23 protein-coding genes are annotated in these 23,406 nt (G+C 46.0%); 12 read left to right on the top strand and 11 right to left on the bottom strand.

What is annotated here, in order from left to right; translation table 11 throughout:
- The first annotated feature begins 401 nt into the window (after positions 1–401).
- The 8 genes from rluC to Q7V21_RS08710 are packed head-to-tail and all read left to right on the top strand — an operon-like array spanning position 402 to position 5,943.
- Positions 402–1,361, top strand: a complete 960-nt coding sequence (gene rluC / locus Q7V21_RS08745) for a 23S rRNA pseudouridine(955/2504/2580) synthase RluC (protein WP_304916922.1) — start codon at positions 402–404, stop codon at positions 1,359–1,361.
- The gene (locus Q7V21_RS08740) at positions 1,358–2,020 is read left to right on the top strand and encodes an HAD-IA family hydrolase (protein ID WP_304916921.1); all 663 of its coding nucleotides are present in this window, start codon (positions 1,358–1,360) and stop codon (positions 2,018–2,020) included. The genes rluC and Q7V21_RS08740 overlap by 4 nt, the downstream gene beginning before the upstream one ends.
- A 43-nt stretch (positions 2,021–2,063) precedes the next feature.
- Positions 2,064–3,047, top strand: a complete 984-nt coding sequence (locus Q7V21_RS08735) for a S49 family peptidase (protein ID WP_304916920.1) — start codon at positions 2,064–2,066, stop codon at positions 3,045–3,047.
- Positions 3,047–3,208, top strand: coding sequence for a hypothetical protein (locus Q7V21_RS08730; RefSeq protein WP_304916919.1), 162 nt, complete (start codon positions 3,047–3,049; stop codon positions 3,206–3,208). Before Q7V21_RS08735 ends, Q7V21_RS08730 begins: the two co-directional genes overlap by 1 nt.
- Entirely contained in the window at positions 3,199–4,038 is an 840-nt protein-coding gene (locus Q7V21_RS08725) for an HDOD domain-containing protein (protein WP_304916918.1), read from the top strand. The genes Q7V21_RS08730 and Q7V21_RS08725 overlap by 10 nt, the downstream gene beginning before the upstream one ends.
- A 41-nt stretch (positions 4,039–4,079) precedes the next feature.
- The gene (locus tag Q7V21_RS08720) at positions 4,080–4,727 is read left to right on the top strand and encodes an adenylate kinase (RefSeq protein ID WP_304916917.1); all 648 of its coding nucleotides are present in this window, start codon (positions 4,080–4,082) and stop codon (positions 4,725–4,727) included.
- A 14-nt stretch (positions 4,728–4,741) separates the two neighbouring features.
- Positions 4,742–5,602 (top strand): PfkB family carbohydrate kinase, encoded by an 861-nt coding sequence (locus Q7V21_RS08715; RefSeq protein WP_304916916.1) that lies wholly within the window; start codon positions 4,742–4,744, stop codon positions 5,600–5,602.
- Positions 5,599–5,943 carry a Rieske (2Fe-2S) protein gene (locus Q7V21_RS08710; protein WP_304916915.1) on the top strand — a complete coding sequence of 115 codons (345 nt, stop codon included), beginning with the start codon at positions 5,599–5,601 and terminating at the stop codon, positions 5,941–5,943. Before Q7V21_RS08715 ends, Q7V21_RS08710 begins: the two co-directional genes overlap by 4 nt.
- Here the strand turns inward: Q7V21_RS08710 and Q7V21_RS08705 are convergent.
- From Q7V21_RS08705 to Q7V21_RS08685, 5 genes are all read right to left on the bottom strand, one after another.
- Positions 5,932–7,965 carry a tRNA(Met) cytidine acetyltransferase TmcA gene (locus Q7V21_RS08705; protein ID WP_304916914.1) on the bottom strand — a complete coding sequence of 678 codons (2,034 nt, stop codon included), beginning with the start codon at positions 7,963–7,965 and terminating at the stop codon, positions 5,932–5,934. The genes Q7V21_RS08710 and Q7V21_RS08705 overlap by 12 nt on opposite strands.
- 15 nt (positions 7,966–7,980) lie before the next feature.
- On the bottom strand, positions 7,981–8,184 hold the full coding sequence (locus Q7V21_RS08700) for a SlyX family protein (RefSeq protein WP_304916913.1): 204 nt from the start codon (positions 8,182–8,184) through the stop codon (positions 7,981–7,983).
- Between the two features lie 80 nt (positions 8,185–8,264).
- Positions 8,265–11,963: a methionine synthase gene (metH, locus tag Q7V21_RS08695; protein ID WP_304916912.1), complete on the bottom strand. Its 3,699-nt coding sequence runs from the start codon at positions 11,961–11,963 to the stop codon at positions 8,265–8,267.
- A 438-nt stretch (positions 11,964–12,401) separates the two neighbouring features.
- Complete coding sequence (locus Q7V21_RS08690; RefSeq protein ID WP_304916911.1) at positions 12,402–13,151, bottom strand: slipin family protein; 750 nt, start codon at positions 13,149–13,151, stop codon at positions 12,402–12,404.
- Between the two features lie 2 nt (positions 13,152–13,153).
- Entirely contained in the window at positions 13,154–14,488 is a 1,335-nt protein-coding gene (locus Q7V21_RS08685) for a nodulation protein NfeD (RefSeq protein WP_304916910.1), read from the bottom strand.
- A 197-nt stretch (positions 14,489–14,685) separates the two neighbouring features.
- On the opposite strand from Q7V21_RS08685, the gene Q7V21_RS08680 reads away from it, so the two are divergent.
- From Q7V21_RS08680 to Q7V21_RS08670, 3 genes are read left to right on the top strand one after another with little or no spacing between them, the layout of a single operon-like run.
- Positions 14,686–14,817, top strand: a complete 132-nt coding sequence (locus Q7V21_RS08680; RefSeq protein ID WP_304916909.1) for a hypothetical protein — start codon at positions 14,686–14,688, stop codon at positions 14,815–14,817.
- A gap of 30 nt (positions 14,818–14,847) precedes the next feature.
- Entirely contained in the window at positions 14,848–15,153 is a 306-nt protein-coding gene (locus tag Q7V21_RS08675) for a hypothetical protein (RefSeq protein WP_304916908.1), read from the top strand.
- Between the two features lie 57 nt (positions 15,154–15,210).
- Positions 15,211–15,372 (top strand): hypothetical protein, encoded by a 162-nt coding sequence (locus Q7V21_RS08670; RefSeq protein WP_304916907.1) that lies wholly within the window; start codon positions 15,211–15,213, stop codon positions 15,370–15,372.
- Positions 15,373–15,428: 56 nt separating this feature from the next.
- On the opposite strand, the gene Q7V21_RS08665 is transcribed toward Q7V21_RS08670, so the two are convergent.
- The 3 genes from Q7V21_RS08665 to Q7V21_RS08655 all read right to left on the bottom strand — a co-directional run bounded on the left by Q7V21_RS08665 (position 15,429) and on the right by Q7V21_RS08655 (position 17,197).
- Positions 15,429–16,136 (bottom strand): hypothetical protein, encoded by a 708-nt coding sequence (locus tag Q7V21_RS08665; RefSeq protein ID WP_304916906.1) that lies wholly within the window; start codon positions 16,134–16,136, stop codon positions 15,429–15,431.
- A gap of 138 nt (positions 16,137–16,274) precedes the next feature.
- Complete coding sequence (locus tag Q7V21_RS08660; protein ID WP_304916905.1) at positions 16,275–16,670, bottom strand: hypothetical protein; 396 nt, start codon at positions 16,668–16,670, stop codon at positions 16,275–16,277.
- Between the two features lie 92 nt (positions 16,671–16,762).
- Positions 16,763–17,197, bottom strand: a complete 435-nt coding sequence (locus Q7V21_RS08655) for a DUF2383 domain-containing protein (protein ID WP_304916904.1) — start codon at positions 17,195–17,197, stop codon at positions 16,763–16,765.
- Between the two features lie 389 nt (positions 17,198–17,586).
- On the opposite strand from Q7V21_RS08655, the gene Q7V21_RS08650 reads away from it, so the two are divergent.
- Positions 17,587–18,471 (top strand): SDR family oxidoreductase, encoded by an 885-nt coding sequence (locus Q7V21_RS08650; protein ID WP_304916903.1) that lies wholly within the window; start codon positions 17,587–17,589, stop codon positions 18,469–18,471.
- A gap of 16 nt (positions 18,472–18,487) precedes the next feature.
- Here the strand turns inward: Q7V21_RS08650 and Q7V21_RS08645 are convergent, their stop codons facing one another.
- The 3 genes from Q7V21_RS08645 to leuA all read right to left on the bottom strand — a co-directional run bounded on the left by Q7V21_RS08645 (position 18,488) and on the right by leuA (position 23,177).
- Positions 18,488–20,596 (bottom strand): methyl-accepting chemotaxis protein, encoded by a 2,109-nt coding sequence (locus tag Q7V21_RS08645; protein WP_304916902.1) that lies wholly within the window; start codon positions 20,594–20,596, stop codon positions 18,488–18,490.
- 295 nt (positions 20,597–20,891) lie between these two features.
- Positions 20,892–21,359, bottom strand: a complete 468-nt coding sequence (locus Q7V21_RS08640) for an LEA type 2 family protein (protein ID WP_304916901.1) — start codon at positions 21,357–21,359, stop codon at positions 20,892–20,894.
- Positions 21,360–21,512: 153 nt separating this feature from the next.
- Positions 21,513–23,177, bottom strand: a complete 1,665-nt coding sequence (leuA, locus tag Q7V21_RS08635; protein ID WP_304916900.1) for a 2-isopropylmalate synthase — start codon at positions 23,175–23,177, stop codon at positions 21,513–21,515.
- Between the last annotated feature and the right edge of the window lie 229 nt (positions 23,178–23,406).

Below are 23,406 nucleotides of genomic sequence, written 5' to 3'. Positions count from 1 at the left end.
CTGGTCATTAATACAATGTCATCACATTGTGGCTGCAATAGGGTTCTGCAACGCTACATAACGTTTGCGACTCTCTTTAGTCACATTACGTTTGATTATTTACTTCGTCGCCCTGTCTCGTACATTTTTTGCTATTTGTTTTGCTGTAGCCAGACGTGGGAACCATTTATTCTCAAAAACAAGCTCCGTTTTAGGGAGCCCTGCATCACTGAACCCCTGTTCAGCGTATTCAAATTCGTTTCGTGTCCTCGCCGCATCAACCCCATTCCTAGGGGGCGCGACGTTTGCTTTAAGTCTGATCTATAGAAAGTCGGTATACTGACCTCATTTTACCTACAGACCAACGGCGAAATATATCAGTCTGCAACCACATCAGCAAGAAATAACCTAACATTAAATTTATGGCCAATTCCTCACAAGCAGCACCAGCAGTTCAATTTATCGATATTCGGGCCGATCAGGCTGGGCAGCGTATTGATAATTTTTTGATTACATTGGAAAAAGGTGTTCCCAAAAGCCGGATTTATCGTGCGTTGCGCAAAGGCGAAGTGCGAGTCAATAAAGGTCGTATCAAACAAACCTATCGTCTGCAGGCCGGCGATCAGGTACGAATTCCCCCGCTACGCGTCAGCGAAAAAGTCATCATCACTGATTTATCAGATTCACTTACCGATGCGCTTGAACAATCTATTCTAATGGAAGATGACGCATTGCTGGTGATTAACAAGCCTTCCGGTTTGGCAGTCCATGCTGGTAGTCAGATTCAATTAGGTGTTATCGAAGCTATGCGCATTATCCGCCCGGATAATCGGTTTGTAGAATTGGTGCACCGTCTGGATCGCGATACTTCAGGTTGTCTGGTCATAGCAAAAAGTCGCGAAGCACTGCTGAATCTGCAGGAACAGATGAAAAACTCTGAAACCGATAAGCGCTATCTGACATTAACCAAAGGCCGTTGGCCATCAACGGAAAATATCGTTGACCTGGCATTGCAAAAAAATTCATTAAGCTCTGGCGAGCGTATGGTTGTACCGGATGTGAACGGTAAAAAATCCAAAACCCTGTTTGAAGTAAAACAGGATTTTGCTGGATGCCAGCTGGTTGCTGCCAAACTTTATACCGGCAGAACACATCAGATCCGGGTTCATAGTGCCAGTCAGTCACATCCGGTTGCCGGCGATGAAAAATACGGTGACCGTGAATTTAATAAACGTCTTAAGCAGTTCGGCTTGAAACGCATGTTTTTGCATGCCTGGCAGCTGTCCATCAAGCATCCAATAACTGATGAGCCAATGACCTTTCATGCCGAATTACCCGACGCATTAAATGATGTTTTAAAGCAACTGGAAGCCCAGTCATGAGTCACTATCAACTGATCGTCTTTGATTGGGATGGCACACTGATGGATTCCACCAGTCATATCGTATTCTGTATGCGGGAAGCAATCCACAAACTGCAGTTATCCCCCTTAACCGACACAGCTATCAGCCAGATTATTGGCCTTGGGTTATCTGAAGCCGTTCGTACGTTGTATCCGCATAGTTCAGATGCAGATATCCAACGACTGGCAATGGCTTATCGCGACATCTGGCTGGATCATCCACATGAATCACCGATGTTTGATAATGCCGTTGAGTTATTGCAAAAACTGGCAAATCAGAATATTTTCCTCGGCGTGGCAACGGGTAAAGGTCGGCGCGGCCTGGATAAAGTGCTGGCGGAAACCGGTTTGGCTGATTTATTTACAGCAACACGTTGTGCGGATGAATGTCATTCCAAGCCTCACCCGCAAATGCTGGAACAATTAATCGACTTCTGCGGCGTTAAAGCCGAGGATACGGTTATGATTGGTGACACCGAATTTGATTTACTGATGGCTCATAATGCCAAAGCAAAAAGTGTTGCCATCACTCATGGCGCGCATGCTTTGGACCGGCTTGAAGCCTGCAAACCATTGCATATCGTTAATGACTTGTACGCATTGGATGATTGGTTGCATGGTAACAACGTGCGCTTTTGATTATGATGTCACCCACTCACTTTACTGTTCAGGATGAAACATAATGGCAACTTTTGGCGACTTCCCACCGGAACACAAGCAAGAACCTCAAAATGATGCATCGCAAAACGACAAATGGGAACGCAAACTTTTACAAGATCTTGCTTTTGCTGCCATAAAAGAACAACGCGCCTCACGTCGCTGGGGTTATCTGTTCAAATTTTTAATCCTGCTTTACCTGGTTGCCATTTTTCTTGTCACCAGACCTTTCGGTGGTTCCTCGTTACCATCAGGAGCCCATACCGCTTTGGTTGAAGTAAGCGGCGTGATCGCACCAAACACTGAAGCCAGTGCAGATCGCATTGTGACCGGTATTCGCGATGCATTTGAAAGCCCACAGGCCAAAGGCTTGATCCTGCGCATGAACACACCTGGCGGCAGTCCGGTTCAATCGGGCGTTATCAATGATGAAATTACTCGGCTGCGGGCAACACGTCCCGACTTCCCTGTCTATGCCGTCATTCAGGATGTATGTGCCTCTGGGGGGTATTACATCGCGGTTGCTGCTGATGAAATTTATGCAGACAAAGCCAGTATTGTCGGTTCCATTGGCGTACGTATGGATAGTTTTGGTTTTACCGAAGCAATGGATAAACTTGGCGTTGAAAGACGTTCGTTAACTGCCGGTCAAAATAAATCTTTCCTTGATCCGTTTATGCCGTTAAAACAGGATGATGTTGATCATGCGCATGAAATGCTTAATAACATTCATCAGCAGTTCATTGATGTAGTCAAAACTGGTCGTGGTGAACGCTTGAAAAATAATGATGAGATTTTCTCTGGTTTATTCTGGTCCGGTGAACAAGCGCTTGAGTTGGGCCTGGTTGACGGTCTTGCCAATAGCAGCACGGTTGCCAGAGATATAATTGGTGCCGAAGAAATTGTTGATTACACGCCTCGTCCTAGCTATCTGGATCGCTTTGCCGGCAGTCTGGGAGTCAAAATCAGCGAAGCATTGATCAGCAGTCAGTATTGGAATCTGCGCTAATGACAAGCGGCCATCATGATGAACTAGCAGCAAAGGCGCTGGCCGAACGTCAGGAATTGTTTCGCTATGCTGATATGAACCATCCTTTGATTGCCTTGTTATTCAAAGAGGCATCATTAGAAAAACTCACCCCTGATGAACCGGATACAGCATGGCTCTAACCGCGCAATCACTGGTCAATAAATCCCTGGAACTGGTCTCGCCGCCCAGTACCTATGCGCGGTTGGATGAATTAATTAATGATCCTGATAGTGCGATTGGCGATATCAGTAAAGTCATCAATACCGATCCCGCGCTGACCACACGTTTATTAAAAATCGTGAACAGCCCGTTTTACGGTTTTCCATCGCAAATCAACACCATTTCCCGAGCCATTACCGTTATCGGGATCCGTGAGCTGACCCATCTGGTTCTGGCAACCTCTGTGGTCAATGCTTTTACTGGTATTCCCAAAACACTGATTGAAATGAATACCTTCTGGCGACACAGCCTGGCTTGTGCTATCTGCGCCAAATTACTGGCTGAAGCTGCAGGACATAAACAAAGTGAGCAGTATCTGATTGCAGGACTGTTACACAATATCGGTAGCCTGGTGTTGTATCAGTCGGTGCCTGAGCTGGCGGCTGAATCGATCAAAAGCGCCCGCTTTGGCCATGAGGTTTTACATCTGGCAGAAAAACGGGTGATCGGTTTTGATCATACCGAAGCAGGTGAAGCGTTAATTCAAGCGTGGCGCTTACCCGAGTCATTAGGGTTTGTAGCCAGACACCATCATCAACCTGTGGCATCAGGCTATGCAGTAGAAGTCTGCATTGTGCATGTTGCTGATGTGATGGTCAGCGCCGTACCTTTTGGTCACAGTGGGGATATGCATGTACCACCACTTGATCCTGTGGCATGGGAAAGATTGGGGTTGTCCCCTGAAATAATTCCACCGTTATTACGTAAAGTCGCCATACAATTAGAGCATTTGGCAGCAAACTTATTATAAAAATCTAACTTAAACGAACAGCAAACTAGTAAGAGGCAAACATGAGAACAGTATTACTTGGCGCGCCGGGTTCCGGTAAAGGCACTCAGGGTGTTTTTCTATCGAAAAAATTCGATATCCCCCAAATTTCAACCGGCGATCTGCTGCGTGCTGCCGTCACCGCAGGTTCTGAGTTGGGTAAACAAGCTAAATCCGCCATGGATGCCGGTGCTCTGGTATCTGATGAAATCGTGATTGGCCTTATCCGCGAACGTTTAACCCACGATGATGCCAAGAATGGTTATATCCTCGATGGTTTCCCCCGCAATATTGCTCAAGCCGAAGCACTGGATCAAATGCTTGCTGATTTGGGCCAACCATTACAAGGTGTGGTGTTGCTGGATGTGCCATTCAATGAGCTGATGCAACGTTTAACCGGCCGTCGTACCTGTAAAGATTGTGGCGCCATTTTTAACGTACATTTATCGCCACCGGCTGAAGAAGGTGTCTGTGATAACTGTGGCGGTGAATTATTCCAGCGTCAGGATGATAACGAAACCACCATCGAAAATCGTTTGAAAGTTTATGAAGAGCAAACCGCGCCACTGGTCGGTTTTTATCAACAGCAAAACAAGCTGCACACCATTAAAGGTACCGGTGATATTGATGCCATCACCGATGCAGTCGGTGCTATTTTCGACGACATCTGATCTGTATTAGCACGATGGCAGTTATTCTGGCCACCGGCATTGCTACGCTGGATATTATCAACGAAGTTGCCAGTTATCCGGCTGAAGATGATGAAGTTCGGGCATTATCACAACGCATCAGCCGTGGTGGTAATGCCAGCAACACCCTTTGTGTATTGAGTCAGCTGGGCCATCAAAGTTATTTGGCGGCAACCTTAATTGATGAAGCTGACGGGCATATTATCGAAGCCGATCTAAATCGCTATAAGATTAATACACAGTTTTGCCCTCGTCTGAATCAAGGCAAAATGCCAACTTCTTATATTACGTTGAATCGTCAAACTGGCAGTCGCACTATCGTGCATCACCGTGATTGCCCGGAATTAAGTTTTACCAGCTTTCAACAGATCGACCTGAGTTTGTTTGACTGGCTGCATTTTGAAGGTCGGAATATTACTGAGCTGGATAAAATTCTGCGATATTGCGGTCAAAATGCTCCAAATGTGCCTATCTCCGTTGAAATTGAAAAACCTCGTGATGATATTACGAGTTTGTTCGATTTGGCAGACTGGCTGTTTTTCTCCAAACACTATGCTGAGGCAAAAGGCTATCATTCTGCACGGGATTTGTTCGTCGATCTTGGCAGTTCCCGCCAGGCAACCTGCACTTGGGGCGATCAGGGCGCTTATGGCTGGCAAAATGGTGAAATGATTTATTCAGCTGCAGCAAAAATTGATCATATCGTTGATACGCTAGGAGCTGGCGATACGTTCAATGCCGGTATGATCGATAGTTTGCTAACACAAAAAAGCCTGAACGACAGTCTGCAATTTGCCGGTCGGCTAGCCGCCAGAAAATGTCAGCAATACGGTTTTGAAAATCTCGTTAACTCATGATGAAAAAATTAGTTTGTCATATCAAAGATCTGAAAGACCATCAAAGCTATGGCTTTCAAATTCCATTAGATGAAGTAGAACTGGACATTGTCGTACTTCGACAAGGCAAGCAGATTCGTGCCTATCTGAATCATTGTCCGCATTTGGGCATTCCACTGAACTGGCAGCCAGACAAGTTTTTATCGCTGGAAGAAACTCATATTCAATGTTCCACCCATGGCGCGTTATTTACTTTGGAAGAAGGATATTGTATTTCCGGTCCTTGCCGTGGACAGAGTCTGACAGCCCTGCAGACAGAAATTGATGAGCTGGGAAATCTTTACCTGGTTTCAGAGCAATAAAACACGTATTGCCTCGCGTAACTGTCCAAGCAGTTCCTGTTTACCTTTGAGATTAAGTTGCCTGCAGACTACTGCTATCGGTTGCTGCTGCAAAACAAATCGTAAGCAGATCGATTGCAATAATGACGGCATTGATAAAAATCGCTGCTGCGCCACGCAGTTCAACACAAACTTCCGAATGGCTATCTGACATGCATCGTAATGGCGTTTCTGGAAAGCAAAAGCAGTAATTTCTTCTTCATCAATCGCACTAAGTGGCAATTCTGATTCTGGCAGCATTTGCGTCAGTATTGGTATCAACCCGCTTTCCAGATGGGATAACTGGCCGTGCAATAACTCAGGCCACTGCTGAATAAGTCGTTGCTGGGTTTGCTCAACCAATTGTTGACCAGCTTCACTGACTGGTTTTGCCAGAATCGCAGCATGGCGACCACTGACATGGTCACTGTGAGCCCCCACCCGCAATAATCGATAATCACTGTTTTGCCAAAACCGCAGCAGCGTCTCACTTGCAGCAAAACTGCAACCTAATATGTCAGTGTTTTCCGGTAAATGACCTGTCACAGCATTTAATAAATACTTGCCAATGCCACGATTCTGCAATGCAGGATGGACAGCAATTCGTACAATTCTCTGATAATGATATTCACCGGCGATGCTGATACCGGAGTGTGCCAGCAAGGTTTGTGGCAGCAGATGACCATTTAATCGGCGTTCACCGGCAAATACCGCTGCAGCCAGTCGTGGGTTAATCGGGCCTTCGACCGCCAACCAGACACTGGCAACCAGTTGCTGTTGATTAAACACTCCAAGTAACCACATATCTTCACGATCCAACAGCATTTGCAGATCGGAAGGTCGAGTACGGTAATGCGCCATAACCATCAGCCCAAAACACTGTCTCAACAAGACTTCGTCGTGTAATAATTCTGCCGCTGTCAGTTTTTTTACCTGTAGTCGATCGATACCAAGATCAACAATCAACTCTTCGGCAATTGGCTCGGCGTCCAGTAAACACAGTTCAAAGCTGAATTGCTCCAACACGTCACCCAGATCCCAACGCACTGGCTGGATTAATTCAATCTGCCGCCACCCCGGTGAGTGCTGCTCAAGAATCTGCTGGAACTGCAGTTTAAATCCACGTCCACTGCCCTCGTAACCATGCAAAGTCGTTGCAAAAATGATGCGTGAATAGCGCTGCAACATCAGCGTTAACATCGGCAAGGTCAAAGCAGCAGCTTCATCGACCAGCAATACATCCGCCTCGAGTTCGTTTTCCAGCAGAGCATCTGGTGCAACAAACTGAATCTCACACTCATTCCAGAATAGTTGTCCATGGCCTAACTGGGCATCTGCCAGTTCTTTAGCAGCATGTTTAAACAAGGTATCGACACTGGCATAACTGGGTGCCGTGACTACGATCTTTTGTTTGCCCTGTCTGAGCAACTCTGCAGCGGCAATGCCCAACAAAGCAGTTTTGCCGCGTCCTCTGTCAGATGTAATCACCAAAGGTCGACGTCGATGACCAAATGCCGTTTTGTGCAACAGACTTAATGCATTCTGTTGATCAACTGTGAGTTTAAACGCAGCGGATGCCGCATGCTTTTCTGGTCGAAAATCCATTGGCAAAATCTGACCCGGTAACCAGTGATGAAATTCCGCGAAATCCATCAGATAACGTTCGACAATCAGTTCAAATCGCTGATACCAGTTAGATCCCGGATTGGTTTCTGGCAACAGCATAACCAGAATTCCACCAGCACGCAGAGTGCCGATAATGGCAGCGAAGCTGTCAGCGTTAAACTCCTGCAACGCGTCAAAAACCACTACATCAAATTCACGGCCGAGAAATTGACGAGCTTGTTTCTGAGCATATTTACCGGCAGAAACCTGAGAAGAATGCGTCAGCCAGATATGCTCTGTGGTTTGCCAGACGGCCAATAAGGCTTCAACGGTTTGATGACAAAGTTGCACATCGCCTTTAACCAGCAGGCAGCGGCGTAATGGCAGACTCAACGTCATTAACCCTCGGGAAGTTTAATAATGAGGTGGCGGCGGTTCTTCCGCCTGCTGAACCAATTGATCGGCTTGCAGCGCTTCCACCTGACCAAGCAGTTTTTCCATGCGACGTTCCAATCGATCAATTTGCTGTTGCTGATCAGTGACCACCTGGTTCAGTTGCTCGATAACCCCGTCCTGAAACGCCATACGGGTTTGTAAATCGACGATTTCTTCATGCATGGTGACACACCCTCAACTTTTAATGGTTGTATTGACTGACACACACCACACTTTAGAGAATGGTTTTTGTGGTTTCAACATCAGTCATCACCATCATAAGACAAGGCCGGTGCCAACCAACGCTCAGCATACTCTAGTGTCCAGTTTTTGCGTTTTGCATAATCCTTGACCTGATCTTCACTGATTTTACCAAGACCAAAATAACGTGATTCAGGGTGGGCAAAATAGAAGCCGCTGACCGCTGCTGTCGGCAACATGGCAAAGCTTTCCGTTAAGGTCATACCAATTCGTTTTTCAACATCCAGCAAGTCCCATAACAGTCCTTTTTCAGTATGGTCGGGACAGGCGGGATAACCGGGTGCTGGACGAATGCCCTGATATTTCTCATCAATCAGATCTTCGTTTTCCAGTTGTTCATCTTTTTTGTAGCCCCAGAATTCCTTGCGTACCCGTTCATGCATACGTTCGGCAAAGGCTTCAGCCAGACGATCGGCCAGCGCTTTTAACATGATGCTGTGGTAGTCATCATGATCTTCCTCAAAGCGTTCAATATGTTCGTCAATGCCAATACCTGCAGTGACGGCAAACGCACCGATATAATCCTCGACACCACTGTCTTTCGGTGCGAGGAAATCTGCCAATGCCGCATTAGGTCGGCCAGGTGGTTTTTCCGCCTGTTGACGCAAGGAATGTAATTTCATTAATACCTGCTGACGGCTGTCATCAGTATAAATTTCTATATCATCATCACCAACACTGTTGGCTGGAAACAGACCAATCACGGCGCGTGCTTTCAGCCATTTTTCATCGACAATTTGTTTAAGCATTTCTTTCGCATCTTCAAACAAATGCGTGGCATGTTCACCGACAATTTCATCGGTCAGGATACGTGGATATTTGCCGGCGAGTTCCCATGACTGGAAAAATGGCGTCCAGTCGATACGATCCACCAGCTCCTGCAAGGGATAGTCATCAAATACCTGAATCCCGGTTTGAGCCGGTTTAACAGCTTGATAGGCTGGCCAGTCAATCTTGGTTTTATTGGCTCTTGCCTGTTTGAGTGTCAGTAAACGCCGCGTTGATTTACGACCTTTATGCTGCTCACGTTTACTCTGATAGTCGGTTTTAATTTTGTCGACAAAATCATCACGGGTAATTTTACTGACCAGATTCTGTGCCACACCAACTGCACGCGACGCATCTTTTACATAAATGACCGGACCATGATAATTAGGGTCAATCTTCACTGCGGTATGGATCAGCGAGGTGGTGGCACCACCAATCATTAAGGGAATTTCAAAGCCGAGACGCTCCATTTCCTTGGCCATATGCGCCATTTCTTCCAGCGATGGAGTAATCAAACCTGACAAGCCGATAATATCGACCTGTTCCGCTTTAGCCACTTCAAGAATCCTGACGGCAGGCACCATCACGCCGAGATCTACAATCTCAAAGTTATTACACTGCAACACCACACCGACAATATTCTTGCCGATATCGTGAACATCACCTTTCACTGTGGCCATCAGAATCTTGCCGTTACTGCTGCTGACGGTACTGTCATCTTTTTCCAGCTCGATATACGGCATCAGATAGGCGACAGCTTTTTTCATCACGCGGGCGGATTTGACCACCTGAGGTAAAAACATTTTGCCTTCACCGAACAAATCCCCGACCACATTCATGCCGTCCATTAACGGCCCTTCAATGACCTCTAGCGGTTTGGCATATTCCTGACGCGCCAGCTCGGTGTCTTCCTCGACAAAGTCGGCGATGCCTTTAACCAGCGCATATTCCAACCGTTTAACCACCGGCAGACTGCGCCATTCAAGATCTTCTTTTTTCTCAACACTGCCATCGCCTTTGTATTTATCAGCGATTTCCAATAAACGATCAGTGGCATCCTGCCGGCGGTTTAAAATAACGTCTTCTACCCGTTCCCGTAATTCATCAGGTAAATCGTCGTAAATGGCCAGCTGACCGGCATTGACAATCCCCATATCCATGCCGGCTTTGATGGTGTGATAGAGAAACACTGCATGAATTGCTTCACGCACCGGATTATTACCACGGAATGAGAATGACACGTTGGAAACACCGCCACTGATCATTGCATGTGGCAGGCTTTGTTTGATATCACGGGTAGCTTCAATAAAGTCGACCGCATAATTGTTATGCTCATCAATACCGGTGGCGACCGCGAAAATATTTGGATCGAAGATGATATCTTCGGCCGGGAAATGCACTTTTTCGGTGAGGATCTCGTAACTGCGGGTACAGATTTCGCGTTTACGTTCCCGGGTGTCGGCCTGACCGTCTTCATCAAATGCCATTACTATCACTGCTGCGCCGTAACGACGTACCAGCTTGGCCTGCTCAATGAATTTCTGCTCGCCCTCTTTCAGGCTGATGGAGTTGACGATGCCTTTGCCCTGAATACATTTCAGACCGGCTTCGATGATCTCCCATTTAGAGGAGTCGATCATAATCGGCACCCGGCTGATATCAGGCTCGGCAGCAACCAGATTAAGGAAAGTTACCATCGCATCCTGCGAATCCAACATGCCCTCATCCATATTGATATCGATGATCTGCGCGCCGTTTTCCACCTGCTGTCTGGCAACTTCCAGCGCAGTATCGTAATCGCCTTCTTTAATCAGTTTGGCAAAGCGTAATGAGCCAGTCACATTGGTGCGCTCACCGATATTCACAAACAGGCTTTCCGGTGTGATGGTCAGTGGTTCCAGACCACTTAAACGACAATAATGTTTATTTTCGACCCGCTGGCGTGGTTTGACACCTTCGACAGCTTCGGCAATAGCTTTGATATGTGCCGGCGTGGTGCCACAGCAGCCACCGATAATATTTAAAAATCCGGCTTCAGCCCATTCTTTGATATGAATCGCCATGGCTTCCGGTGATTCATCATATTCACCAAACTCATTTGGCAAACCGGCATTGGGGTGGGCACTAACGTAAGTAGTGGCGATATTCGACAATTCTTCAACGTATTGACGTAGCTGCTCCGCGCCCAAAGCACAGTTCAGACCAATCGATATCGGTTGCACATGTGACAGCGAATTCCAGAAGGCTTCAGCGGTTTGCCCGGAAAGTGTACGGCCACTGGCATCGGTAATAGTGCCGGAAATCATCACCGGCAAATGCACATTATGTTGTTCAAAATACTGTTCGATAGCAAACACCGCAGCCTTGGCATTCAAGGTATCAAACACAGTTTCCACCAACAGCAAATCACTGCCGCCATCCACCAGACCACGAATCGCTTCCAGGTAGGCTTCGACTAACTGATCAAAACTCACATTACGGAAACCGGGATTGTTTACATCTGGCGAAATACTGGCGGTACGATTGGTAGGACCTAAAACACCAATGACAAAACGTGGTTTATCGGGGTTGCTGGCAGTAAATTCATCAGCCACTTCACGGGCCAGTTGCGCAGAGACTTTATTCAGTTCATAAACCAGATGTTCCATCTGGTAATCCGCCATGGCAATTGAAGTGCCATTAAAGGTATTGGTTTCGACAATATCAGCACCGGCTTCAAAATAAGCCCGATGAATATCCCGAATGATCTGCGGCTGGGTCAAGGACAGTAAATCGTTATTGCCTTTAACATCACAGGGATGATTGGCAAACCGTTCGCTGCGGAAATCCGCTTCGCTCAATTTGTAACTTTGCAGCATGGTGCCCATGCCACCATCCAAAATCAGGATCTTTTGTTCAAGCAGGCTGCGGATTTGATGAGAAGCTGTGGTCAAAACGGTTTTCCTGTCAGGCAGTTAGAGGGTCTGTTTATCTTTCATAGCCACCACTGCTGGAGGCTCATTTTCGTCCAACAAGGCGGAAATGATGTGGTGTAGTTGTTCTACATAAGTCATTTCCAACGCCGTGGAGCGGAATGAGTCCCAGCCCTACGGGTTGTGGCTGAAAATGCACCACTCTGCGTTGCTCGTCATTTATTTAGAACGACTAAACTGCATTCCTCGCGCCTTGATTAGTGCATTTTCAATCACAACAGAGGCGGCAATGAAAGACAAACAGACCCTAGTTAAAAAAAACACCTGATTATAACAGATACTCCCAGCGCTTCTGCCATGTTCAGACTGATTAATCGAACATGGCAGCAATGCAGGTGTTGGTGGCTACAGTGACCGTAAAGTAGAGACAGAATCTCTTTGCTGAGTTTCAGCGGTTTATTATTTATTCATCATCTTATGCAGGCTGTCCAATAACTGAGAAGGCACCGGAAAAACAATGGTGGAGCTTTTATCTCCGGCAATTTCCGTCAGTGTTTGCAGATAACGCAGTTGAATTGCGGTAGGTTGACGAGCCAGTTGTTCAGCGGCCTCCACCAGTTTACCGGAAGCCTGAAACTCACCATCGGCATGGATGACTTTGGCGCGGCGTTCACGTTCTGCTTCGGCCTGTTTGGCAATCGCCCGAATCATGCTCTCATCAATGTCTACGTGCTTGATTTCAACATTGGAGACCTTGATACCCCACTGATCGCTTTGCCGATCCAGAATCGTCTGAATATCATCGTTCAAGCGATCGCGCTCCGCCAACAACTCATCCAGTTCATGCTGCCCCAATACGGAGCGTAAGGTTGTCTGCGCCAATTGCCCGGTGGCTTCCATATAGTTTTCCACATTGATAATGGCTTTTTGCGGATCCACCACCCGAAAATATAAGACGGCATTGACCTTAACCGACACATTATCTCTGGTGATCAAATCCTGAGAAGGTACATCCAATACCAAAGTCCGTAAATCTACTTTGACCATCTGTTGAATCAGCGGAATCACCACTATCAACCCCGGCCCTTTCACTTTATAAAACCGGCCCAATAAAAAGATTACGCCACGCTCATATTCCCGCAGTACCCTGAAAGTACTGAGAATCAACGCGACGATCATTAGTGCAATTACGATAATGAATGTTTGCATGTTCATTGCTCCTTGATTGCTTCCACATGTAGGACAAGACCATCACGTGCAACTATCCTCAGCATCTGTCCTTTGCCAATATGTTCTGTACTATAAGCCTGCCACTGCTCGCCCATCGCATAGACTTTTCCATGGCCGGTAAAATCTTCTCTGGCCTCTGCCTGCGCGCCGATAATGGCTTCCTGTCCACTTACCACCATGGTTTTTCGGGCACGCAATGCCGCACCAATAACAAATACAAAAATAGCCAATGAGGTAACAGCCAGTGCAGCGATTAATGGCATGGAAATCTGGTATGCCGGTAACTCACTATCCATCAACATAATCGAACCGAAAATAAAGGCCAGTAAACCTCCGATTCCGAGTATTCCGAATGAGGGACTGAATGCTTCCCCCATCATCAATCCAATCCCGACAATCAATAAGGCCAACCCGGCATAATTAATCGGCAACATATGTAATGCAAAAGCCGCCAGTAATAAGCAAATGACCCCGACAACACCGGCAACGCCCATACCTGGGTTGTAAAACTCCAGAATCAATCCGTAAATACCAATCATCAATAATATATAGGCGATATTGGGACCGGTAATCAGGCTTAATAACTCATAGCGCCAACCTGCTTCGATTTCAGTGAGTTCGATATTGTCCAGTTGCAGCGTCACACTGCCACTTTCCAGTATCACCTCTCTGCCATTCAAGCTCTGTAAAAGCTGTTGCAGATCTTTTTCCACCATATCGATCACACCTTTCTCGAGGGCTTCTGAGGCACTGAGATTGGCAGCTTCACGAACGGTTTCTTCGGCCCAATCCGCATTACGGCCACGAAGTTCAGCCAAACCACGGATATAGGCCACCGCATCATTCAGCATTTTTTTATCCATGGCATCGGGTGAGTTTTCTTTATCCTTATCTTTTTCAAAATCGGGAGAGATGCGACCTGGCTGCATTTTGACAGGTGTGGAAGACCCGACATTGGTTGCCGGAGCCATAGCAGCAATATGACTGGCATAGAGAATATAGGTACCTGCACTGGCAGCTCTTGAACCAGAGGGAGAAACATAGGTAGCAACAGGGATTTTGGCAGACAGAATGGCTTTGATGATGTCACGCATGGAAGGGTCCAGACCGCCCGGCGTATCCAGTTGTAATACCAGTAACTGAATATTTTCTTTTTCAGCCTTACGCAGCGTGCTGATAAAAAAATCAGCTGAAGCAGGACTGATTGCCCCCTGAATTGACAGCGTCCAGACTTTATCCGCGGCATAGGCATGGTTATGCCCAAACAACAGACAACTGATCACCAACATCATTGTGGCGAAATAACACTTGGTCATGACACTTTTCATAGCTTTTCTGTCTGGCTGGTGTCGATAAATCCATGGTGACGCAAACGCGTCTTAAGTGTCAAGATAAGTTGTAGTTAATCAATAATTTACAGATGATACTGTTAATTTGTGGCTGACAAACGGCAATGAATTTTCTGCACATCAAGTTGTCCAGATTTAATCCCGACAATTTGAAAGGATGATTTATGTCTGATAATCAAACTCTCCTCAATACCCCTCCTCGCGACCACTCCTTTGACAGCACTTTGGCTTTACATCAGGAAGGTTACGACTTTATCCGTAATCGTTGTCAACAAATGGATACGGATGTGTTTTAAACTCGCTTACTGCTAAAACCTACCATCTGTATGGTGGGTCGTGAAGCCTCGGAAATTTTTTATGACGAAAATAAATTTCAACGCAGTGGTGCTGCACCTAAACGACTGATGAAAACCCTGTTTGGTGAAAAAGGTGTGCAAGGTCTGGACGGCGAAGCACATCGGCGTCGTAATGCCATGTTTATGGATTTAATGACAAAACAATCACTGGATGAACTGGTCCAGATTAGCCACCGTTACTGGCTTGCAGCGATTAATGATTGGCAACAACGGGATTCACCTGTTGTTTTGAAAGAAGCGGCTGCTGAGGTGCTTACCCAATCAATCTGCCAGTGAGCAGGAGTACCGTTAGAACCAGATGAAATAAAACATCGTACTCACCAGTTTATTCGTATGATTGAAAGTGCCGGGAAAGTACTGACCATGGAAGTGGATTATGTCGTTCCAGCACAAAATCTGTTTTTGCCACCTAACAAAATGCCTACTTTGCCAGAAAGTGGTTTTATTATTTGTAAAGTAAAACCCTTTTCTGCTGCCGTTACAGCTGAAACATAAAAAAACGGGGAGGATCGATTCCTCCCCGTTTTCATTTCAAGGGAATGACTGAATCTTCAAGCGTGGGATAACTGATATATCCAACGAGAAATGGTTTCCAATTGCCTGCTATCTTCTTCAAGCGCCTGATTAAATTCTTCTGCCACATCCTGTAATCCCATATTGGTGAATAAGCCGTGCAGGGTATGCCATTCAGCATTATCGTTGGTAGCAAAGATCTGCACCGACTCCAAACATTGCAGGATAGTGGTATTTTTCTTACTGAAGACTTTAGGTATTTGCAAAGTTGACAGCAGTGTGGAGTCCATTTCAGGTATCCAGTCATCTGCATCAAAGCCTAATGTCTCGATTGCTTTTTTGAGCAACAGACTGTGCTCGACTTCCTCATCACGAAATTGTCGTAATTGATCCAAAGAAACAACCTTTCTTTGACCTTTTTGTAACGCGAGACATTTAAAAATAAGCGCTTCATAAAGCCTGACACTGGCACGTTCAAAAGCGAGACGTTGACCTAATTTTCGCAGTAACAATTCAGTATTATGCTGGTGCACCTCATTGATCACACCAACGGTTCCATCAGGAACGGCTTTACTCAACGCTTCGAAATCCATTTCATCAATTGTGAATTCAGGGTGTAGCAGTATTTTTGCTCGGCTGTTTTCCGATGCATCTGGGTTAGGTAAGTGGTCACCGGCAACTGTTTTAGAAAACCGGTTTTGTTGGCTGGTAATAGACTGACTATCAAGTTTTCTGGCATGTGGCATAGCAGCGTCCTTTATCTATTTGACCTTACATGTTGCGTTGTTAAATTAAAGCGGCGTCATAAAAGTCGACTATTCAACACCGCAGGCTCTTCCAAATTGAGCAATAAAATTATCGTCGATAACTATTTCATAATGATTTCAACGATAAGGGGTAGTGTTATCCGGATAAGTTGTACCAGGAACAACTGGCGTATTCCCCGCGGGAGCTCCGGTATTAGGTAAAGATGGATCCGTTGTTTGCGGGGTTTGTGGATTAACTTGAGTCGGTGGTGGCGGAGGCTCAGGGGTCATAACGGATCGTGAAGGAGGATTAGCCGGTAAAGGTTGTCTGGTTTGCGGGGTAATCGGTGTATTGGATTGATTCTGTCTGATTTCACTATCAATCCGGTTGTCGATTGGCTGCCCGACTTGATTATTTTGCTGTTGATTAATCGTTGAACGGTGGTCTTGGGGCTGGTTTAAATCCTCAGCTATGACCGGAGTTGCAAAATATAGGGCCGATACCGCTAATGGAACAAATAACTTTTTAAACATTTCTCTAATCCTTTATTGCAATGTATCTGTCAAAATGACAGCTTGATATAACCAATTGTTTCAAAAATAATTCTCTTAATTTACTTTGTTAATCATTTAAGTTGTTCTATGGCAGATTCAATCCACACCCGATGGTGACGCACATCCCCCAAGGCCTGTTTCAACATAAGTTGAATATAGCCGGGAAAGACTTCTTCATTAGCATTTTCATAGAGCTTGTTAGTTAAACTCTCGTTCAACAACATGGCTTGCAAAACAGCTTTATCCCCACCAATTCCAGCAATGATTACCGGGCCTTTAGTTAAAAACTGCTTGAAATCTGCTCCTTTGGGAGGTGTCCCCCCTTCTTGGATAATCGCATCACACAATTGCATCAAATGCTGTTCATGTTCACTGAGAAACTCGGTCATTGTGGCCCGATAGTCGAGATTTTCTATACGTTCTATCGCTGCTTCATAGGTTTCTATGGCATTGAATTCCAACGCCACCAAATCCTCTAACTTAGAAATTATGTTTTTCGAGTTCATGACATCGCTATTACTAATCTCGTTGTTGTTCATTATGTTCATCATATGCTTATCACTTTTTGTGAGTACTGGTGTTTTAATTAACTAGCTATTTCGCAATCTCTATGCCAGTAAACCGTTTCTATGATGTAACAACGCTATCACGCCAATTTGAACAGAATTGAGTGAAAATACTCCCAAAAATTGTTCTATTTTCTATATAAAAAATTCCTATCATCGGTAATTTTTACTTAGCGAAGAGTTTGCCTGTCGTTTTTGATAATAGAGTTGGCAAATGATCCTCAGCTTTTCAGGCACCTCTACTGAAAGGAATAGCTTTTGCATTCACCATAATCAACTGAGCGAATAACAACTAATCCTTAATTATTAACGGTATAAGGAGCCCAGAAATGATGAACAATGCTATAGATCCGAGAAATCGTTATCCTCGACCAGAGTTTGAAATTCAGCAGCAAAAACTGCCAGGGGAAGAGAACAAAATGCAGCCGACACCTGATCATGGTGAAAGCACTTATCAGGGCCATGATCGTCTTGCCGGAAAAGTGGCTTTGATTAGCGGCGGCGACAGTGGAATCGGCATGGCAGTTGCCCTCGCCTATGCCCGAGAGGGAGCCGATATAGTGTTTACTTATCTCTGTGAACAAGATGATGCCTATGAAACTGAGCGGTTAGTAAAGGAAGCAGGCAGACAAGTTCTATCGATAAAAATGGACCAATCCAACAATCGGGCCGCCTGTGATAAGGCTGTAGAGGTATGTATCGAAGAATATGGACGGCTGGATATTCTGGTGAATAACGCCGCCTTCCAACAAACTTATGAATCAATACACGATATTCCTGATGACGAAATCAGCTATGCGTTTCAAACAAATATTGAAGCGTTCTTTCATTTCTCCCGCGCCGCGTTGAAACACATTCCACCGGGCGGTTCGATTATCAATACGACTTCTATTCAGGCATTTGAACCCAGTAGTAATCTGGCGCCTTATGCTGCCACCAAAGCGGCTATTGCTAATTTCACCATTTCACTTGCTGCTGAAGCGATTAATCAAGGTGTCAGAGTCAACGGCGTGGCACCGGGACCGGTGTGGACACCGTTAATCCCAACCACCATGCCGGATGAAAAAGTGAAAAATTTTGGTGCCAATACTTTATTTGGCCGTCCGGCACAGCCGGCTGAATTAGCGCCGGTTTATGTATTTTTGGCATCAGCTGATGCCAGCTATGTGACTGGTGAAATTTACGGTGTCACTGGTGGGCGTATGCAGATGTGATCATTACTGTAATCAATCAGACCTTGAATGAACCTAGCTGACGTTTCAGGCTGTTAGCCGCTTCGTCCAGCTGGGTGCCCACCTGATTCAGGTGACGAGCACCTTCGGTTGTGTGTTCAACAAGCTGTGAAATCTTTGTCAGATTTTTACTGACATCTTCACAGACTGCGCTTTGTTCTTCGGTCGCTGAGGCAATCTGAAAAGTCATTTCTGTCACTTCCAAAATGGCTTGCTGGATATCTTTTAATGCTGATTCTGCTGCACGAGCCAGATCAACTGTTTCAGTTACCTGCTCTCCGCTTAGCTGCATTGCAGCAGCAGCCTGACGACTGCCTTTTTGCAGTATGCTCAGTTTGTCTTGGATATCTACCGTGGCCACCTGAGTTCGACTTGCCAGAGCGCGTACTTCATCTGCTACCACAGCAAAACCACGTCCTTGCTCCCCAGCGCGGGCAGCTTCAATGGCGGCATTAAGTGCCAACAGGTTGGTTTGCTCAGCAATGCCCTGGATCACAGACAAAATGCTGACAATCGCCTCACTGTTTTTTTCCAGCTCCAACATCGCTGTTTGAGATTCCCGCACACTGTTACTGACCACATGAATTGATTCTGAAGTGCGCCGCACCAGTCCTGCACCAGATTGTGAAGACTCGTTTGCTGTGCTTACAAACTGTGATGTGCGATCGGCATTACCTGCAATCTGCTGAGCAGACGCTGCCATTTCTGTGACTGCAGAAACCATTTCTTCAAGCAACTGTTGTTGCTGATCCATCTGTAATCGAGTTTGTTCACTGATTTCACGACCTTCGGCAGACAACGTACTGACATTTTCGCCCAACGGGATTAACTGCTGAATCAACTTGTGTAGTTTGCCGATAAAGATATTAAGCAGAGCGGATAATTTGCCGGTCTCATCCTGCCGTTGAATCTCAATCTTCTGAGTCAAATCACCCTCGCCTTCAGCAATAGAAGCAACCAGCGTTGTCATATCTGATAATGGCTTGATACTGCTACGCGCCACCAGCCAGACAACACCAACACCAATCAGTGCCAGAATCAAACCTAGAAGACTGGTAGTGGTGATAAAGGTTGTTTGTGCATGGCCAAGAAATTGCTCCTGTTGAGCAACTGCCGCCAGGACTTCTGCTTCCGGAACTGCAAGATAGGTCACCCAGCCCTGCTCATGTCCTGGCATATTAAATGGGCTAAGCACAACAAACTGCCCTTGCTGCTGCAAAATTTGAGTTTGACCAGCCATACTTACAGCGAGTAATGCCTCTCTGAGATCGTTCTCTAAAGCACTGAGGTTCTGGCCAATAAGCTCCGGCTGCTGACTATGTCCGACAATTACACCACGAGGGCTGACTAATAAGGTTTGACCAAGCCCCTGATAAAGCTGGGCAGCCACATCCTTAATCACTGATTGCAAAAATGCGGCAGAAATATCAATGCCGGTATTACCGATAAAGCGGCCATTATCCATTACTGGTGCAACCAGAGTGGTCAATAAAACTTGCTCACCGTCAACAGGATAAAGATAGGGATCAATAACACAGCTGCTTTTGCTGTCTTTTGAACAAAGGTAATACTCACCTGCTCTTACGCCATTCTCATCAAGCGTATGATCTTCAAGCCCTTCCAGGTTTTCCACCAAAAAGGCGTTACTACCTGACCGCACAACATAGGGCTGGAAGCGCCCACGAGAATCACTGCCCAAACTATCTCGATATAGGAAATCACTGCTGTCCAAAGCATTTGGCTCAAAAGCAACATAGACACCTAGGAAATCATTGTTAAGCATCAAAGTTCGCTCGAGGATACTGAGTGCCAGAGCACGTTTGTCAGCGATTGTTGAATCGGCAACCACGGCCTGCATTACCGCCGCATTAGCCTGAGCGGTATGTAAGGCCTTTTCCAGTGGTATACGCAATTGCGCCGCAGTATCTTGGGCCAATAATTGTAAATAGTTTTGTGCTTGCTGCTGAGTGACCTCGCGGCTTTGCTCAGAAAGATTCTGTTTGATTGAGCCAAATTGCCAAACGCTAATCAGTGCTGTCACCACCACTATAGTCAATAGACTCAGACCGGCCCAAATACTAAAACGCTGTTGAATAGAAAGATGCATTGATATCTCCATTATCAAGGGACTGGTACAGACGGTATACCATTTAATTTGCAGTCTGATTTCAGACCACAATAATCGTAGTCACTGAACAGACGGAGGTTACCCACGATGGTAATGCAATCCGACTTACCCCTTGTCCGGTGATAATATCCCAATTAGCTGATTAGCTGTAAGGCTTGGAATGAGCCTTGAATACTTGTCTGGACGACAAGGTCGCGCTGACTTTGCCAGACTTTCTGTAGCTGCGCAATCGCGAGCGTCGTCGTAATATGCTTGAGTTGGCATAAATCTGAATTTATGGTGTCTCCGACAAATTAAAGCGACCACTCTCTTCAATATGAATAAACGGCATTATCGAACCGACATCCAGTTTGGCTTTAAAGGTGTAGCCAAGGCTTTGGCTCTGACCGCTTAACAGCCGATTGATTAAACGGGCACTGCCTAATAAATCAGGGCTGGCTTCTATGGTGAAATCCGCCATGCCATAACCTGGCACTCTTGGTAAATCTGGCGTTGCCCCGCTTAACACCCGGTTGTTCTCTACTTCGACGGAATAACTCATGCCTTTCAAAGGTAATGCTGCGCGATTGGGATTGATGATTTGTAAACCAATAATAAATCTTGGCGCCAGACCGTTAGACTCTGGTGCCAGGGAAAAGGACGTGATATTGACCTGTGGTTTTTCGTAATTGGGTGACCAGCTGGCACAGGCTGACAATAATGCCAACATCACAAAGAAACCCAGATATCTGAATAGAGGCATAACGATTCCTGTCTGTGAAAGTAAAATCAGTTTAACCGATGCAGCAGAATGAAAAAGGCATCTATTCATTTTTAATTGAAGAAAGGGATTTCAGAACATCCAAGAAAAAACATCACCAGTTTGCGTTTCCACAAACTGGCGATACTGAAAAGCTTATGCCGCCTGTAGCATCAATCTATTGACCCCGTTCATCAATGCCTTTATCGCAGCCGTAGTGATGTTTTCATCCTGCCCGACACCAAATATCGGCTGACTTTCGCCAATTTTAATTTCGACATAACAAACCGCCGCTACATCCGAACCAGTACCTAAACCATGCTCGTGATAATCCACCACGGTAATAGTTTGACCGGTGTGTTGTGCCAAGGCTTTGGCTGCAGCATCAATCGGCCCATTACCCTGACCACTTAAAGCAATCTGCTGCCCCTGATAGACACTGTGAATATGAGCCACGATTGAATGCTCTTCACCACTTATCTTGCTGCTATGAAATTGATAAGGCGCGTTGACCTGCAGATATTGCTGATCAAACAAGCTGACAATATCGGCACTGTTCACTTCCTTACCGCTGACATCACTGACTTTCTGTACTGTTTTACTGAATTCAATCTGCAACCGGCGCGGTAACTCAAAACCGGCATGCTGTTGTAACAAAAAGCTCACCCCACCTTTACCGGACTGACTGTTTACCCGTACCACCGCATCGTAACTGCGATTTAAATCAGCAGGATCAATCGGCAAATAAGGTACTTCCCATAAACCTTCGGGATCTTGCTGGGCAAAACCTTTTTTAATCGCATCCTGATGCGAACCGGAAAACGCAGTAAACACTAATTCTCCGGCATAAGGGTGACGAGGATGTACCGGTAACTGCGTACACTCCTCTGCCAACTGACGGATCTGATCAATCTGACTGAAATCCAAACCGGGATCGATGCCCTGCGAATATAAATTCAAAGCCAAAGTCACTAAATCGACATTACCGGTACGCTCACCATTACCAAACAAACAACCTTCCACGCGATCAGCCCCGGCCATTACTGCCAACTCAGCTGCCGCCACGGCAGTGCCACGATCATTGTGCGGATGCACACTCAAAATAATGCTATCGCGATTATTCAAATTACGGTGCATCCATTCAATCTGGTCGGCATAAGTATTTGGCGTCGACATCTCCACCGTGGCCGGCAAATTGAAAATCATTTTGTTTTCAGGTGTTGGCTGCCAGATCGCCGATACCGCATCACAGACTTCCTTGGCAAATTCCACCTCGGTGCTGGAAAACACTTCGGGAGAATATTGATACACCCATTCGGTTTCCGGATGTTGTTCGGTTAATTCTTTTACCCAGCGCGTGCCGCGTTCAGCAATCTCTTTCACGCCGGCTTTATCAGTGTTGTAAACGATTTTGCGAAACGCCGGTGCGATCGGATTGTACATATGCAAAATGGCCCGGCGTGCGCCCTGCAATGATTCCACCGTGCGTTCAATCAAATCCTGACGGGCTTGGGTTAATACCTCAATCGTCACATCGTCTGGGATCAGATTTTCTTCGATCAAGCGACGCACCAGATTAAAGTCGGTGTCAGAAGCTGACGGGAATCCCACTTCAATTTCCTTGAAGCCCATTTCCACCAAGGCTTTGAAATAGCGGATTTTGGTCTCTACCGACATAGGATCAATCAGGGCCTGATTGCCATCACGCAGATCGGTGCTCATCCAGATAGGCGGCTTTTCAATTACCTGATTCGGCCATTGGCGATCCGGTAATTGAATAGGCTCAAAGCGGCGATACTTTTGAGCGGGATTGGCAATCATCTTCTGGCTCCTGAGTCTGTGTAAAAATAGAGTTGCCTGATGGCGTATGCATTTAAAAACGCTTCCGGCAGGTTTATTTAACAATGGCTGGAGGGTTTCCAGTCCGTTTTTCAGTTTCCGCCGCTCACTTGTGATGAACTTGAGATAACTGCGTTAAACAAAGCTTGTGGCTCATAACGCTACCGGTTCAGGCATGTGAAACAGTATAGATAAACAGCTGCAGAATTAA

The organism is Methylophaga sp., assembly GCF_030651745.1.
The sequence above is the reverse complement of the archived record's forward strand: the minus strand, read 5'-3'. Positions and strand labels throughout refer to the sequence as shown.